Raw genomic sequence first — 23,356 nt, 5'->3', positions numbered from 1 at the left:
CTGCATAGCCCAGATCAAAAGCCCCTCACCCTAGCCCTCCCGAAACGTCGGACCGCCCGTAGGGAGAGGGAACTGACGGTGGTGTTTGGGAGAGTTACACCGACGTGCGATACCGCGTTGAACTCAGGCTGTGAAAAGCCCACAGATCGGCCCCCTCTCCCTCGGGAGAGGGCTGGGGTGAGGGGAAGCACCACCACAAATCCAAAGCCGACCACGCCCCGCTCTTCACCACTCAATAGGCCGAGTGTCAGCTCGCCTGCTTTTGATCTTGATCTGTAAGGCGACGTCGGAAGGCTGAGTGGAGGGATTGATCCGGGGGTGGGAGCGTAGCGACCGTTTGGCGCAGCCAAACACAGCGAGAGGAGGTGCAGCGAAGCAAACCGTAGGCGCTGCGCCCGGATCGATCCCGCAGCGAAGGAACCCCGAGCCCCAGCGAGCGGGCCGCACGTAGGAGCAAGCGTTTTTTGCTTACTTTTTTTGGCGTTTGAAAAAAAGTGAGTCGCCGTAAGGGCGAAACCGTAATAAGCCATCACCGCAGCAACGGATATTCACAAAGAACACCCCGAGCATGGTCGGCCCAAAGGCCGCCAAGCCCAAACAAAAAAAAGCCCCGCAGCCACATAAGGGCGCGAGGCAAAAAATTGGTTGGTTGCGGCCAACCAAAGGAGCTCAGTCAAATCCGTACAAAAGCCAAAATCAGATGCAATCCTGCGCAGCCCGCTCAAAACTCGAAGGCAAAAGATTCGAAGCCAACAAATGCCGCTCGTAGATAAACACCTTGCCGCCAGCGCCAGCCTTGTAAGCCTCCAGCACGTTGTCAGCCGAAACCTTGCTCGGCACCACAATCCGATAACTGCGCTGAGTCTGCGAAACCGTCGGGTTCAACGCACTGCCCTGCAACTTCGGCACTACGCAGTCGGCGTACTGCGCAGGCGTCTTGCTGGTCTGCAAGGTCAGGCTCGGATTATTCGGCGCCGAAGCACAACCAGCGAGCAGTAAAGAAGCGACAGCCATGGCAGGCACAAAGAAAAGACGCATCGGTGTCATCCTGAAAATAAAGGTTCGATTCAACCGGCAACGGTTCAGCCTCACGGAGCCGCCGTTGCCATTTATGTTTTAAGTGTTCAGCTCGACGCCACCAACGCCTTGAGCGACACATCGAATTGCTTCAAGGCGTTGAGTTGCAAGTCACGCTGCTGACCGATCTGTGCAGCGATGGCCGGTGCCGCCTGGTTATGCACCCAGACCGAAGGCAACTGCTTCTCGACGGCGCCTTCTGCCTTGCCGATGTATTGCAGGTCGGCGTCGTAGAAGCGTGCGGTAAAACGCGCTTCAACCAGACTGTTGCGCTGCGTCAGCAAGCGGTTGAAGGTGTCGAGCTTCACCACCACGTCCGGATGAGCCTGCACCAGGGCATCAAGGTTGTCGTAAACGGTTACCGACAAGAACTGCTGTTGCAGCGAATTCACCAGCCAGTCGATGGCCAGTTCCGGATCGGAACTGTCAACGAACGCTTCACGAATCCGCGAATCCAGCGCGTCTTTCGCGCCGTTGACCGCCATGTCGTGGTAACGCTCAAGGTATTGCAGGTTGTCCAGGGTGTTCTCGCTGAGCAACACACCCACGGTTTGCGAATGCTGCAACGTAGCGCTGCTGCCCGTGATGGTCTGGAAGTGACACGACCCGGCGTCGGCTGCGTAAGTCGGAGCTGTGAACAGTGCGCCGCCTGTCAGCAGGGCGACAAAAGCCAGTCGGGTCAGGGTGTTCATCGCGCAAATTCCTTGAGCTGCGTGTTCGATGGAAGCGATTTTCCGCCGATTGCCGACAAAGCAGAACTTGCGTTTCGTGATGGTCACTATTACTTCTAGCAATAGTTGCGTGACGTGCAGACTGATACACACTCAACCACAACGAGAAAAACAGCCCATAAGGAGTTCGCCTTGAGAACGTTTGACCTGATCCGTGACGCCGTTCTGCCCGATTTTCGCGAGCGTGTGGCCGAATATCTGGTTCAGTACGAAAGCGTATTGCTGGACAAAGGCATTACCGACCCGCAGCTCATCCAAGACACCGCCAACCAGTTGCGCGGTTACCTGCGCGGGCTTAACACCACCCGGGTGCTGGGCATGGCCTATTGGGAAGAGCTGGATCGCCGAGTCGTCGACACCTGGCTTGAGCCCAAGCCATGACCGATCGGCACGGCGGTCAGGGTGGCGGCGAGCGACCGCGCCTTCCCCGCTGCCAATGATCTGCGCGGCAACACGACCTCTGCGAAAAAGCCGCCCGAACGCTTACAATCGCCGGTCAAACTGCCACTCAGACAGGCTCATCAAGAAATGCCGCTCGACCCACCTACGATGCTGACCCTTTCCATCGCCCTCGCAGCCGCCGCAGCGCTGTACCTGGCGATCGAATGGCGCAGCATTCGTGAGCCTTCGCTGCTGTTCTGGAGCGCCGGTTTTGCCACCATCACCGTCGGCTCCACCCTGGCCCTGCTGCGCAGCAGCGGCTTTTTGCTGATCGGCATCTGGTTCGCCAACGGCCTGCTGGTGACCGCGCATTTCCTGTTTCTGCTCGGCGTGGCGCGCTTCACCCAGATACGCTTGTCGACGGCCTGGTACCTGATCTTTGTCACCTGGCTGGTCTTGCTGCTGTTGCCGGAGGGGCCGCTGTGGTCGAAGGTCATGCTGGCGGCCAATTCGTTGCTGGTGGCGCTGTCGACCCTCAAGGCCAGCTCGCTGCTGCGCCCCCATGGCAAATCGTTGAGCGTCGGCGCGGTGCAGTTGCGCTATGTGCTGCTCGGTCACGGGCTTTTCTACGTGGCCAAAGCCTTGACCGTGGTGATCCCCGGCACGCTGATCGATCTGGCGGTGTTTCGCGGCGAGATCATTCAGATTTCCCTGGTCGAGGGTGCGATGGCAATCATGTTGATCGCCCTGTCGATGACCGGCACCGAGCGTTATCGCCGCGAAAAACAGATCGCCCGCCTCGCCGAGCGCGACCCGCTGACCGCTTTGTATAACCGCCGCGCCCTGGAAAAACGCGCGCCGCGCCTGCTTGAACAGGTTTCGCCGGCGCATCCCGGCGCCTTGCTGCTGATCGACATCGACAACTTCAAACTGGTCAACGACCAATACGGCCACACCGCTGGCGATCGTTTTCTGATCGCCTTGAGCGAGATGATCCGCTCGGTGCTGCCGCGCAATGCGCTGACCGCACGCCTGGGCGGTGATGAGTTTGTCATTTTGCTCAGCAGCACCTCGGGTGAGCGCGTCATGGAACTGGGCAACGCGTTGCGTGAGCAGTTTCTGAGCATGACCTCCCAGACGTTCCCGACCACGGCTGCGGTGACCCTGAGCATCGGCGCCAGCCTGTTCGACAAGCCGCCCGCGCACCTGACGGCGCTGATCGAACAAGGCGACGCCGCTCTCTACGAATCGAAACGCGGCGGACGCAACCGCTTGCGCCTGACCGGACTCAACCCTCCAGGATAATAAAAACCATGTCCAGCCTCGTTACCCCTTTGCAAGACCTCGCCGCACCTGAAGGCGTCTGCTACGGCTGCGGTGGCCGTAACCCGCACGGTCTGCACGTCAAAAGCCGCTGGCACGAAGACGGCGTTCACGTGATCGCCGAACACCTGCCCGACGCCAAGTACTGCGGCTGGCCGGACTTGGTCTACGGCGGCCTGCTCGCGATGCTGGTCGACTGCCATTCCAACTGGACGGCCATGGCCTACCACTACCGCGCTGAAAACCGCGAACCCGGCAGCCTGCCGCGCATTGACTGCGTTACTGGCAACCTCGGCATCAAGTTCATCAAACCGACACCGATGGGCGTGACGTTGACTCTGCGCGCGAAAGTCGAGGGTGACGTCGGGCACAAGACCCGGGTGATCTGTGAGGTGTTTGCCGGGGATGTGCTGACGGCCGTGGGCGATTCGGTGTTTGTGCGAGTGGATACCGGGCAACTGGCGAATGCGGCGCATGGGCGGAAAAACCAAAGCCCCTCACCCTAGCCCTCTCCCAGAGGGAGAGGGAACTGACCGAGGTGTCTGGTTGAAATACGCCGACCTGAGATATCGAATCGAACTCTGGATTCGAAAAACCCTCACCCCTGCCCTCTCCTTGGAGAGAAAAGACTGACCGAGTTGTCTGGTTGAAATACGCCGACCTGAGATATCGAGTCGAACTCTGGTGTTGAAAAGCCCACAGATCGGCTCCCTCTCCCTGGGGAGAGGGCTGGGCGGGCGGCGTTCCGATGAGGGGTGAATTCACCACCGAACCCGATGTGAAACCGGCTTAGACCTGTTTCACATTCGCCCGCGCCGTATGCAGCTTTTTATAGCTCTCAATCAAGCGCAAATGCCGATCCAGCCCTTCCAGCTTCATGCTGGTCGGCGTCAACCCGTAGAAACGCACGCTACCGTTGACCGAACCAATCGCCGCATCCATACGCTCGTCACCGAACATCCGGCGGAAGTTGGCTTCGTAGTCTTCCAGTTGCAGATCCTCGTCCAGTTCCATCTCCAACACCACGTTGACCGCTTGATAGAACAAGCCGCGCTCGACGGTGTTGTCGTTGTACTGCAGGAACGCTTCGACCAGATCCTTGGCCTGCTCGTACTTCTGCAGCGCGAGACAGATCAGCAGGCGCAGTTCGAGAATGGTCAGCTTGCCCCACGGCGTGTTGTCGTCGAACTCGACGCCGATCAGCGTGGTGATCTCGGTGTAATCGTCCTGCTCGCTGTTTTCCAGGCCTTGGGCGAGGTTGCGCAGACCGACCTTGCTCAGGGTGTGCAGGTTGAGGATGTCGGCGCGGAATTGCAGGGCTTTGTTGGTGTTGTCCCAGATCAGGTCTTCGACCGGGTAGATCTCCGAGTAGTCCGGCACCAGGATGCGACATGCCTTGGCGCCGATGTGCTCGTAGACCGCCATGTAGACCTCTTTGCCCATGTCTTCGAGGATACCGAACAGCGTCGCGGCTTCTTCGGCGTTGGAGTTTTCGCCATCGCCTGAGAAGTCCCACTCGACGAATTCGAAGTCCGGTTTGGCACTGAAGAAGCGCCACGACACCACACCGCTGGAATCGATGAAGTGCTCGACAAAGTTGTTCGGCTCGGTCACGGCCTGGCCGGAGAACGTCGGCTGCGGCAAGTCGTTCAAACCTTCAAAACTGCGGCCCTGCAACAGCTCGGTGAGGCTGCGCTCCAGCGCCACTTCCAGGCTCGGGTGCGCGCCGAACGAGGCGAACACGCCGCCAGTGCGCGGATTCATCAGGGTCACGCACATCACCGGGAATTCACCACCCAGCGACGCATCCTTGACCAGAACCGGGAAGCCCTGCTCTTCCAGGCCTTTGATGCCGGCGAGGATGCTCGGGTATTTCTCCAGTACTTCTTGCGGCACGTCTGGCAGGGCCATTTCGCCTTCAAGGATTTCGCGCTTGACCGCGCGTTCGAAGATTTCCGACAGGCACTGCACCTGCGCTTCGGCCAGGGTATTGCCGGCGCTCATACCGTTGCTGAGGTAAAGGTTTTCGATCAGGTTGGACGGGAAGTACACCACTTCGTTGTCGGACTGGCGCACAAACGGCAGCGAGCAGATGCCACGCTGGGTGTTGCCGGAGTTGGTGTCGAACAGGTTCGAGCCACGCAATTCGCCGTCACGGTTGTAAATCTTCAGGGTGTATTCGTCGAGAATTTCGCTCGGCAACTCGTCCTTAGGGCCTGGCTTGAACCACTTCTCGTCCGGGTAATGCACGAACTCGGCGTTAGCGATTTCTTCGCCCCAGAACTGGTCGTTGTAGAAGAAATTGCAGTTCAGGCGCTCGATGAACTCGCCCAGCGCCGAGGCCAGTGCGCCCTCTTTGGTCGCGCCCTTGCCGTTGGTGAAGCACATTGGCGAATGCGCATCGCGAATGTGCAGCGACCAGACGTTGGGCACGATGTTGCGCCACGAGGCGATTTCAATCTTCATGCCGAGGTCGGCGAGGATGCCCGACATGTTGGCGATGGTCTGCTCCAGCGGCAGGTCTTTGCCGGCGATGAAGGTGCCTGCGTCCGAACCGCCCACCGGCATCAACAAGGCCTGGGCATCGGCGTCGAGGTTTTCGACTTCTTCGATGATGAATTCCGGCCCAGTCTGCACGACCTTCTTCACCGTGCAGCGATCGATGGAACGCAGGATGCCCAGGCGATCTTTCTCGGAGATGTCCGCCGGTAATTCCACCTGGATCTTGAAGATCTGGTTGTAGCGGTTTTCCGGGTCGACGATGTTGTTCTGCGACAGGCGAATGTTTTCCGTCGGGATGCTGCGCGTGTCGCAGTACAACTTCACAAAGTACGCCGCACACAACGCCGACGACGCCAGAAAGTAGTCGAACGGCCCCGGTGCCGAACCATCGCCCTTGTAGCGGATGGGCTGATCGGCGATCACCGTGAAGTCGTCGAACTTGGCTTCAAGTCGAAGGTTGTCGAGAAAATTGACCTTGATTTCCATGCGGGATTACCAGAATACGGCTAAACGAATGGCCGCCATTATCCGGTTTTTGCGCGGGAAGTCTTGCCCTTTCGGGATTGGCCGCTGATCGGCGCGCTGCACTCGGGGAGGCAAATCACGCGGGTTTCACTACGCTTTCAATGCAGTCCCCCAGAAGAATCTGAACATTGCGCCCGCGCCGTGGTTCTAGATTCAGAAGACAGCGGATCAAGGACGAGCACATGGACCTTTCCAGCTTTGCAGCCCCGCTTCCACCGCGCCAGAGCGCCGTCACCCGCCGCCTGGCCTTCGCGGTCGGTGCGCTGTTTGTCAGTGGCGTGATTGCCGCCGCCGTGGCCTTGCTCGGCATTGCCGAACGCCTCGACAACGACGAGATCAACAAAACCCGCTTCTATTCCGCTCGCGCGCTGGAAAACCGCATCACCGCCTCGAAAAACTACATCACCAGCTACGCCTACTGGACCACGGCCTACGAGCATTTGAGCGGTCAGGTCGACACCGACTGGGCCTACACCGAGCAGAACCTCGGCAAGACCCTGTTCACCACCGACGGTTATGACGGCGTGTTCGTGCTCAACCGTGAAGGCACCCGCTACGCGGTGGTGCGCGGGCAAATGGTCGCTGCCGAGTTGTCCGCGTTCGTGCAGGTCAGCGCCACGGAGTTACTCGATCAAGCGTTGGGCCAAGGTGATCTGACCAAGCCGGTCAGCCGCTATTCACTGTTCGAAGGCTGGCCGGCGCTGGTCTCGGCGGCAGCGATTATTCCCAACGATGAGCGACCACTCGGCGACCCGCAGAAAACTTCGGTGCTGGTGTTCGTCGACAAACTCACGCCGACCAAATTGCGTCTGATCGGCAGCGGTTACGGCTTGAATAACCTGACCCTGGCGCCGGACGAGACCATCGACCCGCAGCGCCCTCGGGTGCCACTGGACAACACCGGTTACAGCCTGATCGCCGATCTGGAGCGGCCCGGGCAACATTTATTGTGGTCACTGTTGCCACCACTCGGCGCGACGATAGTGGTGCTAATGCTGCTGACCGCGTACTTCTTCCGCCACGCGTTGCGGTCATCGCAGTACGTCGATCAGAGTTTTGCTGTCATGCAAACTTCCAATCACGCACTGGAGAACGCCAACCGCGAACTGGAAGCCAGCGAAGAACGCTTTCGCGCGGTGGCCGAAGCCGCGTCGGACTGGATCTGGGAAGTCGACCGCACCCTGGCACTGACCTACCTTTCGGCACGTTTTAGCGAGGTAACCGGTTACCCGCAAACCCTGTGGCTGGGGCAAGACATCGGTCAACTGCTGTTGTGCGACACCACGCCTCTGGAACTGTGGCTGAGGAATCTCACCGAGCAAGACAGCGCCAGTGACTTGCGTTGCACCTACCGTGACCACGCCGGCCAGCATCGCCACTGTCGGCTCTCCGCCCGGCCGATCTTCGACAAGCACGCGGTTATCGGCTATCGCGGCACCGCCAGCGACATCACCGACGAAGTCGCCGCCCATGCGCAGATCCAGCATTTGTCGATGCACGACGCCCTCACCGGCCTGCCCAATCGCAACAAACTCGCGCGTTATCTGGATGAAGCGCTGCTGCTCAAGGAGCACGCGCCGCCGCTGTCGCTGCTGATGATCGACCTCGACAACTTCAAACCGATCAACGATTCGCTCGGCCATCCGGCCGGTGATGCCGTGCTGCAGGAAGTTGCCGTACGCCTGCGTGAATGCACACGCGAACTGGACATCGTCGCGCGTCTGGGCGGCGATGAATTCATCGTGGTGCTTAATGGCATGGACAGCCATCACGAAATCGACAAGTTCTGCACCCGCCTGATCGCCAGCCTGCATCAACCGGTGGTCTTCGAGCAGCATCCGCTGCACATCGGCGCCAGCATTGGCATCGCGCTCAGCCGGCGCCACAGTTATGTGCCCAGCGACCTGATCCGTTACGCCGACATTGCCCTGTATCAGGCCAAATCCGAGGGCAAGAACACCTGGTGCTATTTCGAAGCGCACATGAGCGATCAGATCCAGACCCGCCGACAACTTGAGGATGACCTGCGCCAGGCGCTCAAGCACAACGAATTCATCCTGCACTATCAGCCGCGCTACAAGATCGATGGCAAGCACATCGTTTCGGTCGAAGCGCTGGTGCGCTGGCAACATCCGACCAAAGGCCTACTCGGCCCTGACCTGTTCATTCCGTTGGCGGAGCAAACCGATCTGATCGTCCCGCTGGGTCGCTGGGTATTGCGCGAAGCCTGCGAAACCGCGCTCGGCTGGCCGGAAGACATCCTGCTGTCGGTCAATCTGTCGCCGGCGCAATTTGCCCTCAGCGATGTGGTCGAGGATGTTCGCGAAGTGCTGGTACAGACCCGTTTCCCGGCCAGTCGCCTGGAACTGGAGATCACCGAGAACGTGATGCTCAACGACACCGACTGCGCGCTGACCACCATGAATGCCCTGAAGGAATTGGGTGTGCGCCTGAACATGGACGACTTCGGCACCGGTTACTCATCGCTCGGTTACCTGCGCGCTTACCCGTTTGACGGGATCAAGATCGACAAGCGCTTTATCGCCTCGATCAGCAGCGGCACTAACGATCGCGCGGTGGTGCAGGCGATCATCGGCCTGGGCAAGGCCATGGGCCTGACCGTGACTGCCGAAGGGGTCGAAACTGAAGAACAGCTGGATATTCTCGGGGTCGATCAATGCAATGAGGTGCAGGGTTACTTCATGAGCCGGCCGATCGACAAAGCAGCGTTTGCGCGGTTGCTGCAGGATTCCAGAGGTGCACAGTTGAAAGCGAAGACAGGTCGAGTGACCTGAACGGCTACAGGGCGGATCCATCGCTGTAGCCGTTTGCGGCGGGTTCAACCGTTTGATCGCCCCGTATCCCCGATGAACACATTGCCCGCATCCCGCACCAGTTGCCGCCACTCGGCGCTGGTGATCAGTCCCTGCTCCTCCATTTCATCGGCTGCCTTGAGCAGTTCGTCGTACTGTTCCTCTGGGTCCAGACGCATCTGCGATTGCGTCGCCAGCTTTCGCCATGCCGCCAGTTTTTCTTGTTTGCGCTGATCGAACATCGGGGATGATCTCGTGAGGGACTCCCTTGATAGAAAGAAAGATCATCGCAGTGGTTCAGCGCAGTCGACGGATGGACTGTTTGCTTTGGATACACCACCGAACCCTGTAGGAGTGAGCCTGCTCGCGATAGCGGATTGTCTATGGCGGATGTGTTGGCTGACACACCGCTATCGCGAGCAGGCTCACTCCTACAGGGATTGTGGCAGTTTGTCAGAACTTCTCGGCCACGCGCCGGTATGGGTAATGCGGATCCCGGTACTTGCCCGGTTTCTGCCGTTTGGGCAGCTCGATTTTCTCGCGTTTCACATCCTCATACGGAATGCGGCTGAGCACATCGGTGATGATGTTCAGCCGTGCGCGGCGCTTGTCGTTGGAGTCAGCTACCAGCCACGGCGCGTGTTCGGTATCGGAGTGTTTAAACATTTCATCCCGTGCCCGTGAGTAGTCGTACCAGCGGCTGTAGGACTTCAAGTCCATGGGTGTCAGTTTCCAGGTCTTGCGACCATCGTTGATTCGCGCTTCGAGCCGGCGGGTCTGCTCTTCGGGGCTGACTTCCAGCCAGTACTTGAGCAGGATCACTCCGGACTGGACGATGGCGTGTTCAACCAAGGGAATCGATTTGAGAAATTTGTCAGCCTGCTCGTCGGTGCAAAAGCCCATCACCCGCTCGACACCGGCGCGGTTGTACCAACTGCGATCGAAGATCACCACTTCGCCCGCCGCCGGTAGATAAGGCAGATAACGCTGCACATGCATCTGGCTTTTCTCGCGATCAGTCGGTGCCGGCAACGCCACCACGCGAAAGACACGCGGGCTGACGCGCTCGGTCAACGCCTTGATCGTGCCGCCCTTGCCGGCGCCATCGCGCCCTTCAAAAACGATGCAGACCTTGACGCCCTTGGCGATCACCCATTCCTGCAACTTGACCAGTTCGACGTGCAGTTTGCGCAACTGGTCGAGGTAATCCTTGTTTTTCAGCTTCAGACTTTCAGGCGCTGTGGCGGCCTTCTTTTTGCCTTTTGCCATGACCTTGGCCCTCTCCAATAAATGCGGAAACAGAGTGTTGATTGACGGGATACACCAGACACGTGAGGTTAGTTCATGCCGTGCTGTTTGCCATTGCCGGGCAAAAAGCAAAATTGCCATGTGTTTCGTTCGTTCTTTGTTGCGTCGCACTGTTCATTGCCCTGCCCTTGTCTGCCTGGAGTTTTCTCGATGCCCGCGTCCAAATCCCTGCCCGCCGCCCTGCTCGGTCTGGCTCTCGCCGGCCCGGCAATGGCCGAGACTCAAGGTCTGGAACTGGGGCAAGTGCTGATTTCGGCCGAGGATCGCAACGGCAGTGATGTCTCTGTTGAGGAAGCCAAGGCCCGCCTCGATCAGGTGCCCGGCGGCACCAGCGTGGTCGACATGTGTCAGCCGTTGCAGGGCCGCGTGGCGAGTAATCAGGATGTACTGGCCTATCAGCCGGGCGTTTATGCGCAGTCGGCGGGCAACGAAGGCGTGAAGATTTCAGTGCGTGGCTCGGGCATCAACCGCGCGCCGGGCGCTCATGCGTCGGGGCTGTACACGATGCTCGATGGCCTGCCGCTGACCGGCCCGGGCGGCACGCCGTATGAGTTGCTCGAACCGCTGTGGGTCGATCACGTCGAAGTGCTGCGCGGCGCCAACGGCTTTGATCGCGGCGCGCTGGCACTGGGCGGCGCCATCGATTACGTCAGCCACACCGGCTACAACGCGCCGAAACTGCAAGTGCGCTATGCCACCGGCAGCCACGGCTATCAGCAGCGCCAGGTCAGCTCCGGGCAAGTGCTCGGCGACTTCGATTACTACGTGTCGCTGACCGATGCCAACGCTGACGGCTATCAGGATCACACCCGCAGCGAGAGCAAAGGCCTGATCGCCAACTTCGGTTATCGCTTCAACCCGAACCTGGAAACCCGCTTCTATATCCGCTACCGCGAGACCGACAACGACCTCGCAGGGCGTGTGACCAAGCACTCCATCGAGCACTCGCCTCGCGCGGCCAATCCGTCCTATGTGGCACGCGATGACAGCCGCAAGCAACCGGGCAGCACCTTCATCGGCAACAAGACTACGTTCTATATCGACGACGACTCGAGCATCCAGACCGGCCTCGTCTATCACGATTACCCGATGGACCTGCGCGAAGGCCCGAATCGCTTGAAAGTCGCCTACACCGACGTCAGCGGCACCTTCGACTACAAACGCCGTGACACTATTTTCGGCATGGAAAGCCGCAGCAACGTCGGCCTGCGCGTGACCAAACACCTGCCCAACGACGGCGCCAGCGAGTACGTGCGCATCCCCACCAGCAACACCGCAAGCTACGTGCCGGGCACGCGCATGCGCAACTTCACCTATCAGGGCTCGGACACCGTTCTGCATTTTGGCAACGACCTGGAAATCGCCGACGACCTGTGGCTGACCACCGGCCTCGCCGCCATTTACACCCGCCGCGAAAGCGCCGTGACCTATCCGCAGAGCGGCGGCAAAACCAGCATGAACGACTGGGATTACGCGCCACGCCTCGGCCTGCGCTACCAGATCACCCCGGATCTGCAAGTGTTCGGCAACCTCAGCCGCTCGGTTGAAGCGCCGCATCCGTGGTCGCTGATCTACAGCTCCAACGTGCGCTTTGCGCCCGGCAACGGCCCGGCGACCGGCACGCAAAAAGACCCGATCAAACTGCAAAACCAGACCGCGACCACACTGGAGCTGGGTGGCCGTGGCGACAGCGCCGTCGGCGAATGGAGTCTGGCGTGGTATTACGCGCAGGTGCGGCATGAATTGTTGTCGGTGTTGCCGGATGCCAACGCCGTTACACCTTATGAGTTGAACGCCAGCCCCACGGTGCACCAAGGCGTTGAAGCGAGCCTGAACAGCAAACTCTGGTCGGCGGCCGATGGCCGTCAGCTGAGTTTGCGTCAGGCGTATACCTTCAGCGATTTCCATTATCGCGATGACGATCGCTTCGGCGACAACCGCCTCCCCGGCCTGCCGATGCATTACTACCAGGGTGAGCTGCGTTACGACTGGCCTCAGGGATTCTTTGCGGCAGTGAATACGCAACTGGTATCCAAAGTGGCGGTGGATTACGCCAACAGCTACTACGCCGATCCTTACGCATTGTTTGGCGCGACGCTGGGCTACAACGCGCCGAAGGGTGACTGGCAGACATGGGTGGATATGCGCAACCTGACCAACAAGCACTACGCGGCCACGGTCACGCCGGGGTATGACGACAAAGGACTGGATGCCGCGCGGTCTACGCCGGGTGAAGGGATGGGGGTTTATGTCGGGGTGTCGTGGAGTTTGCTCTGACACCTAACCCTGTGGGAGCCAGCCTGCTGGCGATGGCGGCGTATCTGTTGCGAAGAAGCTAGCTGACCCACCGCCATCGCTTGTAGGCAAGCTCCCACAGTGATTTGCGCTGTACCTGAATTTTGTGATCTATACACAAACCTGTGGCAACAGGTTTGCCCGCAAAGGCGTCAGCCGAACACGCGTCGATGTAACTGTTCTATGCCCTGTTTCAGAACGAGTCACGGATGAAGACCATGGATACCCAACCAGAAAACCTGCTGGAAAAAAGCCTCAAACGGGCCGCTGACGAACCGGCACATCGTCCGGAGTTTTTCAACACCCTGTTGAATTCGAAGGTTTACATTCTCGGCACCGCCGGAGGGGCAGACGGCCACGTCAATCTCGAAGCCGGCAGCAACATCAGCATCGCCCATTGGCAAAAACCGGACGGCACCCCGGTCATCCCGTTTTTCTCGTCACTGCAAACACTGCAACAGTCCATCGACAGCGAGCAGTCCTACCTCGAGATACCCGCCCGATCGTTGTTCGAAATCACACTCGGCGCCCTGCTCTGCCTGAATCCGAAGTCGCCGTACGGCAAAGAGTTTTTCCCGCAAGAGGTGCACAATTTGCTCGCCGATGCCGTTGGCCAGACCGCCACGGAACGCACGGTCGAGAAAGAAACCAACGTGTTGCTCGGCCAGCCCACCGAATACCCATCCCAAATGGTCCACTCGCTCACGCAACTACTTGCCAAACATTCCAATGTGAAGCGCGCGTTTCTGGCATTGATGCATGACACCTCGGTGGACGAAAAACCGCACTTGATCGTGGGCATTGAGGCGGACGGTGATATTGAGCGGGTTATGCGTGAGGCGGGCAATGTTGCCGGGGATACCGCGCCACAGGGCGAGCCGGTTGATTTATGCCGGGTGTCCCAAGGTGAAGCGGGCCTGAGTGATTACTTTCTCAGGGAGACCACGCCGTTCTATGAGCGCAAGTGGGGCAATAAACTGCGTTCTTTTCTGGGATTTGGGAGTGCCTGATCACGTTCGGTTTTAGCAGTGCAAGCCCGTGCGATCGGGCTTGCTTGTCATGGCGGTGTCATGAGAACTGAAGCAGCTTGGATGCACGGTTCTCAATCTTTAGTGGCTACCTCGTCAGATCGAAAGGATGTCCTCGAAGAAAGGTTCTGCCTGCTCCCACTTCCTACCGGATTTGATCATGTTCATGAAGTTTGATGTTTCCTGGATGGCTTTCTCGATATTGGCTTTGTTCATCTCGTAACCTCCATCGAACATGCAGTGCTGCGCACGGTTCTTATCATCGTACCGGTACATTTCCATCAATTTTCCGGTGCCTCCGATCCGTCGTGTGTGCCCGGCACTGTAACTGTCCTGAATCAAATGGGCGATAGCGCCAGTCGCTAGCTCCTGCAGAGTCAACTGAAGCATGGCCGGGCTTGCCGGTTTTCCATTCTTGACTCGAAAGTGCAGCTTCATATCGTAAAGATCCAGAACTGTGCACCTCCCACCCGGCGAGGGGCATCCGACTTTTGCAAAGAACTCATTGTAAGGAGTGCTTCTTCGCAGAGTGTTGTAAGGCACTTCGCCGATTGCCACTCGGTAGGTGTACTCCAACCATCTGCGAAGTCGCTGCAAGGCTATGGTCTGGTCGGCATCACTTGGCAACATCGCGTGCAAGAACTGCAAATCTCCGTAGTGCGACCGGTTCATGATGGTGGTGCCTTTTTCCTCCAGAGCAATCTTGCGTCTGAACTCCAAGGCGTTCCGCCAGCCACCGTAATAAAACGCTTTGCGAAGCAGTTCTTCAGGATCGTCATTCCACTCCACGCCCCCCAGTAGAGGTGAAAGCCAAGTCTGCTCTTTTATCGTTGAACCGTAAGCCTTCAGATAAGCGATCCTGATGATGGCCTCGTGGATGGGCTGACCTTTGCCATCTCTCACATAGTTTTTGTCCTTTAGGCAGCGGTTCGCCAGATTGTTGGAGTAGAAGTAGATGTTGGACACGCTCGACAGAGGATCATAGGCCCCACCATCAAGGCTTTCCGGGCGAATCTCGAAGGCCCCCAGATTCGTACAGATCAGTAAAGCAACCGCAGTCACGATACTTCGCATAGAAGCTCCTTCCTCAATCGACTTGAGTCGAAAGCAAATCGTTAGCCGCTAAGGTTCCGCAATTGGGTTGGCGGCACCGGTCGAACGACTGCACATTGCAATCAGATCTTTTTTCTGTGCTGCGTCCGCAGTACTTTTGATCAGGTTCAGGCACTGCTCCAACACGGCATAACGCTGAAGTCCCTGCGTCAGGTTTTGAGCGGCGACTCCGGTGGAAAACATTTTCCCCAATTGATGCGAAACACCAGATGTCCCTTCGCTTTTTAGCCCTGAATCAAAGCTGCCGAACACCGACATCGCGTCACGCTTGCTGATGCTCAGTACTTGAGCGATCTCTTTTTTCGTTTCGCCCGCTTCGACTTCTTTCTTATTGATACCTTCGGTCACGCTGCCGACAGTTTCCTTCACTTGCGTTGGAGTGAGTACTTGCTTGGACTCAAGTTTGGTTTCTATGTCTGGGGGTAAAATTAACAGTTCGGACAACTTTTTAGACAGCGGCTTTGAGTCAAGAGAAGTTTTATTGTCAATTAGTGTTTTGTGCTCGATAAGCTGGGTTCTCGCCGACTTCAGCAAACTCACCTGTTGTTCTTTTACGACAAGGTCTTTTGTCAGCTTCGCTACTGCCTGTTGTTGCTCCGGGGTTGCAGCAGCCCGTTCAGCTTGAGGTCCCTCGCCATACGTTGCATAAATTTCTTTTATTGGCGTAATAACACCTTCGGTCTCCTTCGACACAGCCAATGGGACATACGCGGCATCGATGTTCTTGAAGCCAAGGTTCATGCTAAAACCCGTTGATTCAGTCGTAGGCGCTGAAATATCAATGCCCAGTACTTGTTTAGAGGTATACACCAGAGGTGCTTGCTGCAACGGTGAACATCCACCGATCAGAAGAGTTGTGGTCAGAATGTATTTATTCATGGAAGGCTCCTTGGGCGGGATAGATGCACAGGGTATTGACATCGACCCCGGCGGATTCAAGAGTCGCTCTTAATGTGTTGGCAGCTTCGGCACTGGTATTGATGAAAACCGCTACGCATTTACTGGTGGGCAGGCTTAGGAAGGTCTCTCTGTTGTAGCCGATAGATAACCCGGTCGGGCCACTAATAATTCCGACACCGCGGCTTTCCAAGAAAAGAGTTTTTTGCGCTTGGGTCGAATCGATGGTGTAAATGGGTAACCCGTAATACTTTTGAACCAATGTGCCCTCGTCATAAACATTAATAACGCTGCAGCCCGATAGCGTCGCCATTGCCAATAGGAGTGTGACGATCGCAATGAACCACCCTCTTCCTGGAGCGAACTTTGTGTTCCGACTATTGAGCATCGAGCATCCTTGCTTGGTGAAAGGTTACAGGGGCTCCACGCACTTCGCGTTGCCCTAAAAACCAATATAGACGTGTTTTCTGAGACTGCTACCAGCACCGCATATTTCTTTATGCAATGTTGTATGTAATGCAATGAAAACTCTGCTACGGCGTCACTGATCAAAAATATGGCGCCATTATTTTGCAGAGGTGAGTTATCAGGGATTCAAAACTTGGAAACTAGTGAATAGTTGCAATTAAGAACCTGTAATGAAAAGAGACTGCTTCGACCCGTTTTACCATCACACGAGTCGCAGCATCAGGACTTCTCCAACAAAGCGGCAATCCTGTTCCGCTTGCAGAGCGATGAGTGGCTGCACACCACGCAGATGTTGCAGCGGATTCTGCAAGACTTTGAGCAGCCGCCACTCACTCGCCTGCGCACGCTGGTGCAGGCATTCATTCGTTCAGAGTGCGACGAAGCGCAGATGCGCGGCGCACTGAACGACGCTGCTCCGCTCTACCGCAACGCTCCTGAGGCCCAACAAGTGCGCGCGGCCGGGCGGCAGATTTTCGCCACGTTCACGGAAGAATTGCTGCCCGAGGTCGGTGAGCAGATCCGTACAGCAGCGTGCGATCTGATCTTGACCACGCTGAGTTCGGTCGGAAAGGATTTTTCCGCCAGCCCGCGTACCGAGGAAGAAATCACGATATGCGCCGACGGGCTGGCGGATATGTTCAGTGCTTATGCGCTGGCGCTGAATGAGCGGCGTACACCTCTCACCCGCGCTTCGGCAATTTCCAGTTCGAACGAATGAAATGGCAGGTGTAGCCATTCGGAATACGCTCAAGGTAATCCTGATGCTCCGGCTCCGCTTCCCAGAACGGCCCCGCCGGTTCGATTTCGGTCACCACGCGACCTGGCCACAGTTTTGAGGCGTCGACGTCGGCCGCGGTGTCTTCGGCAATGTCGCGTTGCGCTTCGCTGAGGTAGTAAATCGCCGAACGATAGCTGCGCCCGAGGTCATTGCCCTGCCGGTTGGCTGTGCTCGGGTCGTGGATCTGGAAGAAGAACTCGAGGATCTGCCGATAGCTGATCACCGCAGGATCGAAAACGATTTCGATAGCTTCGGCGTGGTCACCATGATTGCGATAAGTAGCGTTCGGCACGTCGCCGCCGCTGTAACCGACGCGAGTCTGCAACACGCCGGGATAGCGCCGCAGCAGATCCTGCATGCCCCAGAAGCAGCCGCCGGCGAGGATGGCGGTTTCGGTTTGAGTGGTCATGGGTTGTGGCTCCTCTCGGAAGTAGTACGCGAGTGTACTTTTACAGGTCAGTGATGAGTACCATAAACGCAGATTCCAGACCAAGGAAACGCTATGCCGCTGCTCACATGGGACCCTTTTGACCTTATTGCTGCGCTAGGCGTGATTCCCGATCAGGACGGGCATGGAACATCCCATCAATACTTGATCGAACAGGGTTCTATCAGCCTGAAGCTGACGATCTGGCAATACGATTCGGATGTAGAGATTCAGGTCTGGGAAAGATCATTACCCAACCCCATTATCAAATACACAATGCTGGGCTGCCCCGGTATCCGTGTGATTGACGATAAACGCGGGAAATTTGTTGAATTCGCCGCGTCGAACACCTTCACCGGGCGATATGACGGTTACTCAGTCATTCCCTTTGGCCTGAGGTTGTGGGTGGATCCACAGATTTTTCTGGAGCCGTTCAGCTATCCAGCGGCCTAGGTTCAACAGCGTTTAAATACGCCTGGTGCAAGTCGGCCTTCAGTATCCCTCAAGGCTGGCGATAACCTGTTCGGTGGTTCAGTCGGGCGTGGGCATTTTCGCACTGATTCACCCGCCAATCCTCTATTGATCATGGACTCTCCAATGCTCCACCGTATCCACGCCGATTATCACCAGGCGAAATGCAACCGTAGCGCCTGCGCCTGGCTGTTTATCGACGGCATCCCCATCGAGCAATGGCTCAACGAGCATCTCGAATATCCCGACCTCGACTTGAATGGTTTGTCGTTGATGTGGTTGCTGGACGAGGAAGAAGACGCCCTCGCCCAACGCCGTTTCGCGCCTGCAGAACACGGTTCGTCCACGCTTGTACCGCTGCTGGTCTGCAGCGATGACATGAACTTCGATTGCTTTGTGCTGATGACCGAACAGGTGATCGATGGCGACACTTTGCACTGGCGTCGGTTTGGTTTGAGCGTTTCCAGCGGCCTGGAAGTCGGCATCAGCACGCGGTGGGACGCCGATAGCCGCCCGGCCAGTTTTTCCCAGGCACAGTTTCGCGGCGCGCTGGAGGATTTGTACAGGCTGATGAAAGCCGGGGGCGCCGAGTAACGGATAGGGCTTGCCAGCCTTTCCGCGTCACCTCCGCCCAACACGTCCGGACATCATTGCCCGACAACCGCCGCCGCTCCCGCCCCACGCGGCCCCGACCTGAATCCGTGCCCCCTTGCGGCGAACGCAATGGCAAACCCCACACTCACCAACACCACCATCGCCCAGGGAAACGAGGCAACGCCCCATCGATCCAGCAACACCCCGCCGACCACTCCGCTACCGGCAATCGCGCTGTTCCACGCCACCACATTCAACGACAGCGCGACATCGGCGCCATCACCGGCGGCATCTGCCAGCGCTGTCTGCAACAGCGTCGCCGCACCGCCAAAACTCAATCCCCACACCAACACGCCCAGATAAATCACCTCCGGCACCCGTCCGTAAAAGCCGAACCCTACGCACACCAGTGCAAACGTGGCCAGACTCACCAGAACGGTCTTGCGCAACAGCGGCTCAACCAGTTTCGCCGTCAGCCAGATCCCCGCCAACGCCGCGAGACCAAACACCAACAACACCAGATCCACGCGATCCGCCAGCCCCGCCGGAGCCACAAACGGCGCGATGTAGGTGTAGAGAATGTTGTGCGCCAGCATCCAGCTGATCACCACCGCCAGCACCGGCCGCACACCCGGCGTGGTCAACACGCGGCGCAACGACAAACGCTGATGCGCAGGCTGCGGCGGATAATCCGGCACCTTCACCAACACCCAAACGATCAGCATCAAGGTCAGGGCCGACATCAGCCCAAACGTCGTGCGCCACCCGACGAGGCCACCCAGCCAAGTGCCGAGCGGCACGCCCAGTGACAAGGCAATCGGCGTACCGACCATGGCCAGCGCCAACGCTTTGCCTTGTTGATCGGGTTCGACCATGCGTCGCGCATAACCAGCCAACAGACTCCACGCCAACCCTGCCGCCACCCCCGCAAAGAAGCGCGCTACCAGCGTCACGCCATAGTGCGACGACAACGCCGTAATCGAGTTGAACAACAGAAAACCAACAATCGTCAGCAACAACACATTGCGCCGACGCCAGCCGCGCGTGGCGATGGTCATCGGGATCACCGCCAGCACCGAGCCCAGCGCGTACGCGGTGACCATCTGCCCGGCCATGGAAGGCGAAATCGCCAGACCATCGCTGATCAGCGGCAACAGTCCGGCGGGCAAGGTTTCGGTAACGATGCAGATAAAACCGGTCATGGCCAGCGCCAACAGCGCGCCGATGGGCAGGCGTTTGGGCGCAGCCGTTAGAGTCATTGAGGGTGTCACGGGAAACTCCTTGAGTTTGGAAAATCAGACTTGCATACCGATCGATATAAAATACTGGCGGCAGCCGAGGCACGTTGTCAACGACTTATGTATCGACTAGTATCCAAATCACTTTCCGAGGAGTTTTAGCTATGGCCAGAACCGGCCGCCCCCGCGCATTCGATCGCGACGACGCCGTCGACCAGGCCATGCAATTGTTCTGGCAACACGGCTACGATTCGACGTCCCTTTCACTGTTGAAGGCTGAACTGGGCGGCGGCATTTCCGCGCCGAGCTTCTACGCCGCGTTCGGCTCCAAAGAAGCCCTGTTCGACGAATGCGTGCAGCGCTACCTGACGACCTTCGCCCAAGTCACCGAATGCCTGTGGGACGAAAGTCTGCCACCACGCCAAGCCATCGAAACCGCCCTGCGCCAGTCAGCGCGCATGCAGTGTGACGACGGCCACCCGAAAGGCTGCATGGTCACCCTCGGCGTCATGAGCGCACCCAGCCCGGAAAACGCCCACGTCGCTCAAGCCCTCACCCACTCCCGCGCCCGAACCCGCGCCGGGATTGTGGCGTGTGTCGAGCGTGGTGTGAGTGAAGGGCTGTTAGCCGATGACACGAACGCAGCCGCCATGGCGACGGTGTTCGACAGCTTTCTGCAGGGGATTTCCATCCTCGCTCGGGATGACACGCCGATTGAGAGCATTGATGCGGCGATTACGCAGGTGATGCGCACGTGGGATGTGATGGCGAAGAGTTGACGTCTACATTGCAACCACCTAATCTGCGCCCATCTCGCCCAAGGCAGTAAGCGGTCCTAACCATCCAGGACACGCCAAACCCTTGGGCGTTTTCTTATCAAAAAAATGCAGGCCTAAAGCGGATGATCTGCGAGCCTCACTCGTAAAACTTCCCAGCCAACAAAATCTCCGCGCACCGTTGCCAGACATTAGAAACGGCAGCATCCGCCTGAGCATTCCTCGAAGTAGCCGTCGCCCAAGCAGCCGCAGCATCAAGAAACGTATCGACCGATCCATTTTCCCAGCCTAACGCACCCGCCTGATAAGCAGACGATGGTGTCGCCTTCTCCAGTGCCCGCTCACGGGAGAAATCAGCACCCAGCGCCGCGACGAAATCGATGAACGATTGCTCATCGGTGACACGTTCCAGCAACTCATCAAGATCTACAGACATAGCCATCCTTGCGTTGAAAGATTAGTGCCGAGCTGCACGCGATATTCACAAGATGCCCCATCGCTAAGCGACCACCTCAACATAACTCGACTCCCCGCCACCCTCGGCCCCCGACAACCAACCCCACACAAACCGCAACGTCGTCCGCCCCGCCTCATCAACCCCCACCACACCCCGCGACCAACCCGCGCGGATCTCGCCATCCGTGGTGATGCACTGATAAAGCAGCTCGATACTGTCCGGCCCGGTTACCCGCCCAACCTGGTTGCCCATGCGAATATGCCCACCCGCATAAGTCCCCCAAACCGCCTCGCCTTCGACGAAGTATTCAAACACCGTGCGCGCATCGGACAACCCCTGAGCATTGTTCGCCACGGAAAACCGGCGGTTGTTCAAACGCTCGGTGACTTGCGAAAAAGCAGATTCCATAACCACACATCCTTAGTCGAGAAGATCCATTCCAGCCTGCGGGCATCCTAATCCATTACCTCCGCGTAAGGCTCTAAAGCCGTTTTCTGCCAACCCAACCGCACGGCCACGTTTGACGGTCCTACCCGCCCCACCTAGCCTGCCCAAAACACCCTTACAGCCAGAACCGAGTTCACGAGAGGCAAGATGAACAACTTCCCAATCGTCGCCACCGTTCTCTCGATGATCCTCGGGCTCTCCGTCACCCGCCTACTGCTCGGCACATTAACGGTATTCCGCATCCGCCGCGTCGCCAAGCCAGATTGGGTAGCACTGGTCTGGGCGGTGATGCTGTTTACCATGCAGCTGCAATTCTGGTGGGCGGTCAACGCACTGTCGGCGGTGAAACAGAGCTTCTCGTTTCTCGAATTTCTACTGCTGGTGATGCTGACGCTGTCGCTGTTTGTCACCGCGGCGTTGTTGCTGCCGAGCCGCAGTGAGGATGAGCAGCACGGGTTGCGCGTGTATTTCGAACAGGATGGGCGCTATGCATTGCTGTCGCTGTCCACGTATCTGTGCCTGGGACTGATCGTCAATGTCACGTTGTTTGAGGCATCGCCGGTGGCGCTTTGGGGGTTGCTGGATGTGATCATGATTGTGTTGCCGATTGGCGCGTTTTTGGCTCGGTCGCGTAAAGCGTATGCGGGGATTACGTTGGTTTATGTGCCGATTAATGTGATTGACATGCTGATTTCGCTGGCGACCTGATGATTCAAGAAAACAGTAACCAAGGCTTCTACTGCCACGCCGGAAAAATCGACTTAACCTCCAAACTTTCGTGCTGGCTCAACGGCTGGTTCGAACGTTTTCGAGGGGCTTAAGCTTCAGAAAACGGCCCATCTCAACACCCCGTTTAAAAGCGTTCCGAAATACTTCCAACAGGCTACAACGCCTTGCGCCGTTGCCTACGACTACGCCAGAATCCGCCGGCTTGTGCGCCTTGGATGCGGGTTCTATTGTGGTTCGGTCACTGAATAGCAGTGATCGGGTTTGGTAGCCCGTGTATACAAGGTGCGCAATTTCACTATTGGCGAAAGTTTTCGCCTGGCTTTTATGGTGGTCATGCGCAGGGCGCTTTCGAGCGCGCCGGTTTTCCTTGTGTCCCGGTCTACCAACCTGTGCATGGCCGCCACCCACCGTTTGGTAGCGAGAGGGTGATGGCTCCTTTTTAAGCGACACAAGGGAGTTACATCATGTTCAAAGTCACACCAAATCCGCCAGAAATCGATCCGATCTCGGGCGACGAATCCCCAGACGCAAAGAAATTCAACGAAGCCGTCGATCGCGCCCTCTCCCATTACCTAGGTCCCGCACCAGCAATAATGAGCACCCCGTACCAAACCAACACGATGTTTATCGCCAATCCAAAAACCAAGACTGAAGAACTGCTGGTGAATGCTAGCGAATCACTCGGCTCGGCTTCGGTGATGCTTGGGGATGTGATCAGTCTGGTTCACGGACCGGCGCGCAAGACACTGCAAGGCATTGCGCAGGTGGTAATGCTTGGGGAGTTGGCGGTGAATCGGGCGTTGGATAACGTAGTGCCGACGGAGTAACGAAAATTCCTCCATGACGGTCGGGATGCCGTCATGGAGGTCGATCAGACAAGCCCACCAAGACAGAAAATAAATCCGTCTCCTTTTTGCTGCAATTAGTCGCAGCATCCTGTGACAGGCCCGAAGTAAATCGAAACCAAACAAAAGAAAT

The 23,356-nt window shown here is 57.8% G+C and carries 23 protein-coding genes and 1 pseudogene; 12 read left to right on the top strand and 12 right to left on the bottom strand.

Annotation, left to right across the window (positions count from 1 at the left end):
* Nucleotides 1-696: 696 nt before the first annotated feature.
* Together CKW26_RS20685 and CKW26_RS20680 are read right to left on the bottom strand one after the other, a co-directional pair.
* Entirely contained in the window at nucleotides 697-1,038 is a 342-nt protein-coding gene (locus CKW26_RS20685) for a hypothetical protein (RefSeq protein WP_095049954.1), read from the bottom strand.
* A gap of 86 nt (nucleotides 1,039-1,124) precedes the next feature.
* Nucleotides 1,125-1,769, bottom strand: a complete 645-nt coding sequence (locus tag CKW26_RS20680; RefSeq protein ID WP_095049953.1) for an ATPase — start codon at nucleotides 1,767-1,769, stop codon at nucleotides 1,125-1,127.
* Nucleotides 1,770-1,940: 171 nt separating this feature from the next.
* Here CKW26_RS20680 and CKW26_RS20675 point away from each other — a divergent pair, with 171 nt between their 5' ends.
* The 3 genes from CKW26_RS20675 to CKW26_RS20665 all read left to right on the top strand — a co-directional run bounded on the left by CKW26_RS20675 (nucleotide 1,941) and on the right by CKW26_RS20665 (nucleotide 4,018).
* Nucleotides 1,941-2,189, top strand: coding sequence for a hypothetical protein (locus tag CKW26_RS20675; protein ID WP_093433206.1), 249 nt, complete (start codon nucleotides 1,941-1,943; stop codon nucleotides 2,187-2,189).
* Nucleotides 2,190-2,336: 147 nt separating this feature from the next.
* A complete protein-coding gene (locus tag CKW26_RS20670; RefSeq protein WP_095049988.1) occupies nucleotides 2,337-3,494 on the top strand; it encodes a GGDEF domain-containing protein in 1,158 nt (385 codons plus the stop codon).
* Between the two features lie 8 nt (nucleotides 3,495-3,502).
* Entirely contained in the window at nucleotides 3,503-4,018 is a 516-nt protein-coding gene (locus tag CKW26_RS20665) for a PaaI family thioesterase (protein WP_095049952.1), read from the top strand.
* A 283-nt stretch (nucleotides 4,019-4,301) separates the two neighbouring features.
* Here CKW26_RS20665 and CKW26_RS20660 read toward each other — a convergent pair whose 3' ends face one another.
* Nucleotides 4,302-6,500, bottom strand: a complete 2,199-nt coding sequence (locus tag CKW26_RS20660; protein WP_095049951.1) for an OsmC domain/YcaO domain-containing protein — start codon at nucleotides 6,498-6,500, stop codon at nucleotides 4,302-4,304.
* A gap of 221 nt (nucleotides 6,501-6,721) precedes the next feature.
* Here CKW26_RS20660 and CKW26_RS20655 point away from each other — a divergent pair, with 221 nt between their 5' ends.
* Nucleotides 6,722-9,334 carry an EAL domain-containing protein gene (locus CKW26_RS20655; RefSeq protein WP_095049950.1) on the top strand — a complete coding sequence of 871 codons (2,613 nt, stop codon included), beginning with the start codon at nucleotides 6,722-6,724 and terminating at the stop codon, nucleotides 9,332-9,334.
* Nucleotides 9,335-9,378: 44 nt separating this feature from the next.
* On the opposite strand, the gene CKW26_RS20650 is transcribed toward CKW26_RS20655, so the two are convergent.
* Together CKW26_RS20650 and ppk2 are read right to left on the bottom strand one after the other, a co-directional pair.
* Nucleotides 9,379-9,594 carry a hypothetical protein gene (locus CKW26_RS20650; protein ID WP_093433233.1) on the bottom strand — a complete coding sequence of 72 codons (216 nt, stop codon included), beginning with the start codon at nucleotides 9,592-9,594 and terminating at the stop codon, nucleotides 9,379-9,381.
* Nucleotides 9,595-9,805: 211 nt separating this feature from the next.
* The gene (ppk2, locus tag CKW26_RS20645; protein ID WP_093433236.1) at nucleotides 9,806-10,621 is read right to left on the bottom strand and encodes a polyphosphate kinase 2; all 816 of its coding nucleotides are present in this window, start codon (nucleotides 10,619-10,621) and stop codon (nucleotides 9,806-9,808) included.
* A 189-nt stretch (nucleotides 10,622-10,810) separates the two neighbouring features.
* On the opposite strand from ppk2, the gene CKW26_RS20640 reads away from it, so the two are divergent.
* A complete protein-coding gene (locus CKW26_RS20640) occupies nucleotides 10,811-12,937 on the top strand; it encodes a TonB-dependent receptor domain-containing protein (RefSeq protein ID WP_095049949.1) in 2,127 nt (708 codons plus the stop codon).
* A gap of 236 nt (nucleotides 12,938-13,173) precedes the next feature.
* Complete coding sequence (gene sseB, locus CKW26_RS20635; RefSeq protein ID WP_256579938.1) at nucleotides 13,174-13,965, top strand: enhanced serine sensitivity protein SseB; 792 nt, start codon at nucleotides 13,174-13,176, stop codon at nucleotides 13,963-13,965.
* 114 nt (nucleotides 13,966-14,079) lie between these two features.
* Here sseB and CKW26_RS20630 read toward each other — a convergent pair whose 3' ends face one another.
* Genes CKW26_RS20630 through CKW26_RS20620 form a run of 3 tightly spaced genes read right to left on the bottom strand, consistent with a single transcriptional unit; the run spans nucleotide 14,080 to nucleotide 16,381 of the window.
* On the bottom strand, nucleotides 14,080-15,057 hold the full coding sequence (locus tag CKW26_RS20630; RefSeq protein ID WP_095049947.1) for a hypothetical protein: 978 nt from the start codon (nucleotides 15,055-15,057) through the stop codon (nucleotides 14,080-14,082).
* 48 nt (nucleotides 15,058-15,105) lie between these two features.
* Nucleotides 15,106-15,975, bottom strand: a complete 870-nt coding sequence (locus CKW26_RS20625; protein ID WP_095049946.1) for a hypothetical protein — start codon at nucleotides 15,973-15,975, stop codon at nucleotides 15,106-15,108.
* Complete coding sequence (locus tag CKW26_RS20620; protein WP_095049945.1) at nucleotides 15,968-16,381, bottom strand: hypothetical protein; 414 nt, start codon at nucleotides 16,379-16,381, stop codon at nucleotides 15,968-15,970. Before CKW26_RS20620 ends, CKW26_RS20625 begins: the two co-directional genes overlap by 8 nt.
* 291 nt (nucleotides 16,382-16,672) lie before the next feature.
* Here CKW26_RS20620 and CKW26_RS20615 point away from each other — a divergent pair.
* A pseudogene (locus CKW26_RS20615) lies at nucleotides 16,673-17,179 on the top strand (TetR/AcrR family transcriptional regulator); the annotation flags it as partial.
* Here CKW26_RS20615 and msrA read toward each other — a convergent pair.
* A complete protein-coding gene (gene msrA, locus CKW26_RS20610) occupies nucleotides 17,142-17,648 on the bottom strand; it encodes a peptide-methionine (S)-S-oxide reductase MsrA (RefSeq protein WP_095049944.1) in 507 nt (168 codons plus the stop codon). The pseudogene CKW26_RS20615 and the gene msrA sit on opposite strands and share 38 nt — an antisense overlap.
* A gap of 93 nt (nucleotides 17,649-17,741) precedes the next feature.
* Between msrA and CKW26_RS30145 the strand changes: the two genes are divergently transcribed.
* A complete protein-coding gene (locus CKW26_RS30145) occupies nucleotides 17,742-18,119 on the top strand; it encodes a hypothetical protein (protein WP_095049943.1) in 378 nt (125 codons plus the stop codon).
* Nucleotides 18,120-18,263: 144 nt separating this feature from the next.
* On the top strand, nucleotides 18,264-18,731 hold the full coding sequence (locus CKW26_RS20600) for a hypothetical protein (protein WP_095049942.1): 468 nt from the start codon (nucleotides 18,264-18,266) through the stop codon (nucleotides 18,729-18,731).
* Nucleotides 18,732-18,784: 53 nt separating this feature from the next.
* Here the strand turns inward: CKW26_RS20600 and CKW26_RS20595 are convergent, their stop codons facing one another.
* Nucleotides 18,785-20,002, bottom strand: a complete 1,218-nt coding sequence (locus CKW26_RS20595) for an MFS transporter (RefSeq protein ID WP_095049941.1) — start codon at nucleotides 20,000-20,002, stop codon at nucleotides 18,785-18,787.
* Between the two features lie 131 nt (nucleotides 20,003-20,133).
* On the opposite strand from CKW26_RS20595, the gene CKW26_RS20590 reads away from it, so the two are divergent.
* Nucleotides 20,134-20,748, top strand: coding sequence for a TetR/AcrR family transcriptional regulator (locus CKW26_RS20590; RefSeq protein ID WP_095049940.1), 615 nt, complete (start codon nucleotides 20,134-20,136; stop codon nucleotides 20,746-20,748).
* Between the two features lie 136 nt (nucleotides 20,749-20,884).
* Here the strand turns inward: CKW26_RS20590 and CKW26_RS20585 are convergent, their stop codons facing one another.
* Nucleotides 20,885-21,181 (bottom strand): hypothetical protein, encoded by a 297-nt coding sequence (locus CKW26_RS20585; protein ID WP_218251776.1) that lies wholly within the window; start codon nucleotides 21,179-21,181, stop codon nucleotides 20,885-20,887.
* Between the two features lie 63 nt (nucleotides 21,182-21,244).
* Nucleotides 21,245-21,610, bottom strand: coding sequence for a hypothetical protein (locus CKW26_RS20580; RefSeq protein ID WP_095049938.1), 366 nt, complete (start codon nucleotides 21,608-21,610; stop codon nucleotides 21,245-21,247).
* 186 nt (nucleotides 21,611-21,796) lie between these two features.
* On the opposite strand from CKW26_RS20580, the gene CKW26_RS20575 reads away from it, so the two are divergent.
* A complete protein-coding gene (locus CKW26_RS20575) occupies nucleotides 21,797-22,357 on the top strand; it encodes a hypothetical protein (RefSeq protein WP_095049937.1) in 561 nt (186 codons plus the stop codon).
* Between the two features lie 485 nt (nucleotides 22,358-22,842).
* Nucleotides 22,843-23,205, top strand: coding sequence for a DUF6124 family protein (locus CKW26_RS20570; RefSeq protein WP_095049936.1), 363 nt, complete (start codon nucleotides 22,843-22,845; stop codon nucleotides 23,203-23,205).
* Nucleotides 23,206-23,356: the final 151 nt, after the last annotated feature.

Source organism: Pseudomonas sp. Irchel s3h9 (assembly GCF_900187475.1).
Taxonomy (GTDB): Bacteria; Pseudomonadota; Gammaproteobacteria; order Pseudomonadales; family Pseudomonadaceae; genus Aquipseudomonas; species Aquipseudomonas neuropathica.
Note: the sequence above shows the minus strand (reverse complement) of the source record. Positions and strands in the feature narration are given on the sequence as shown.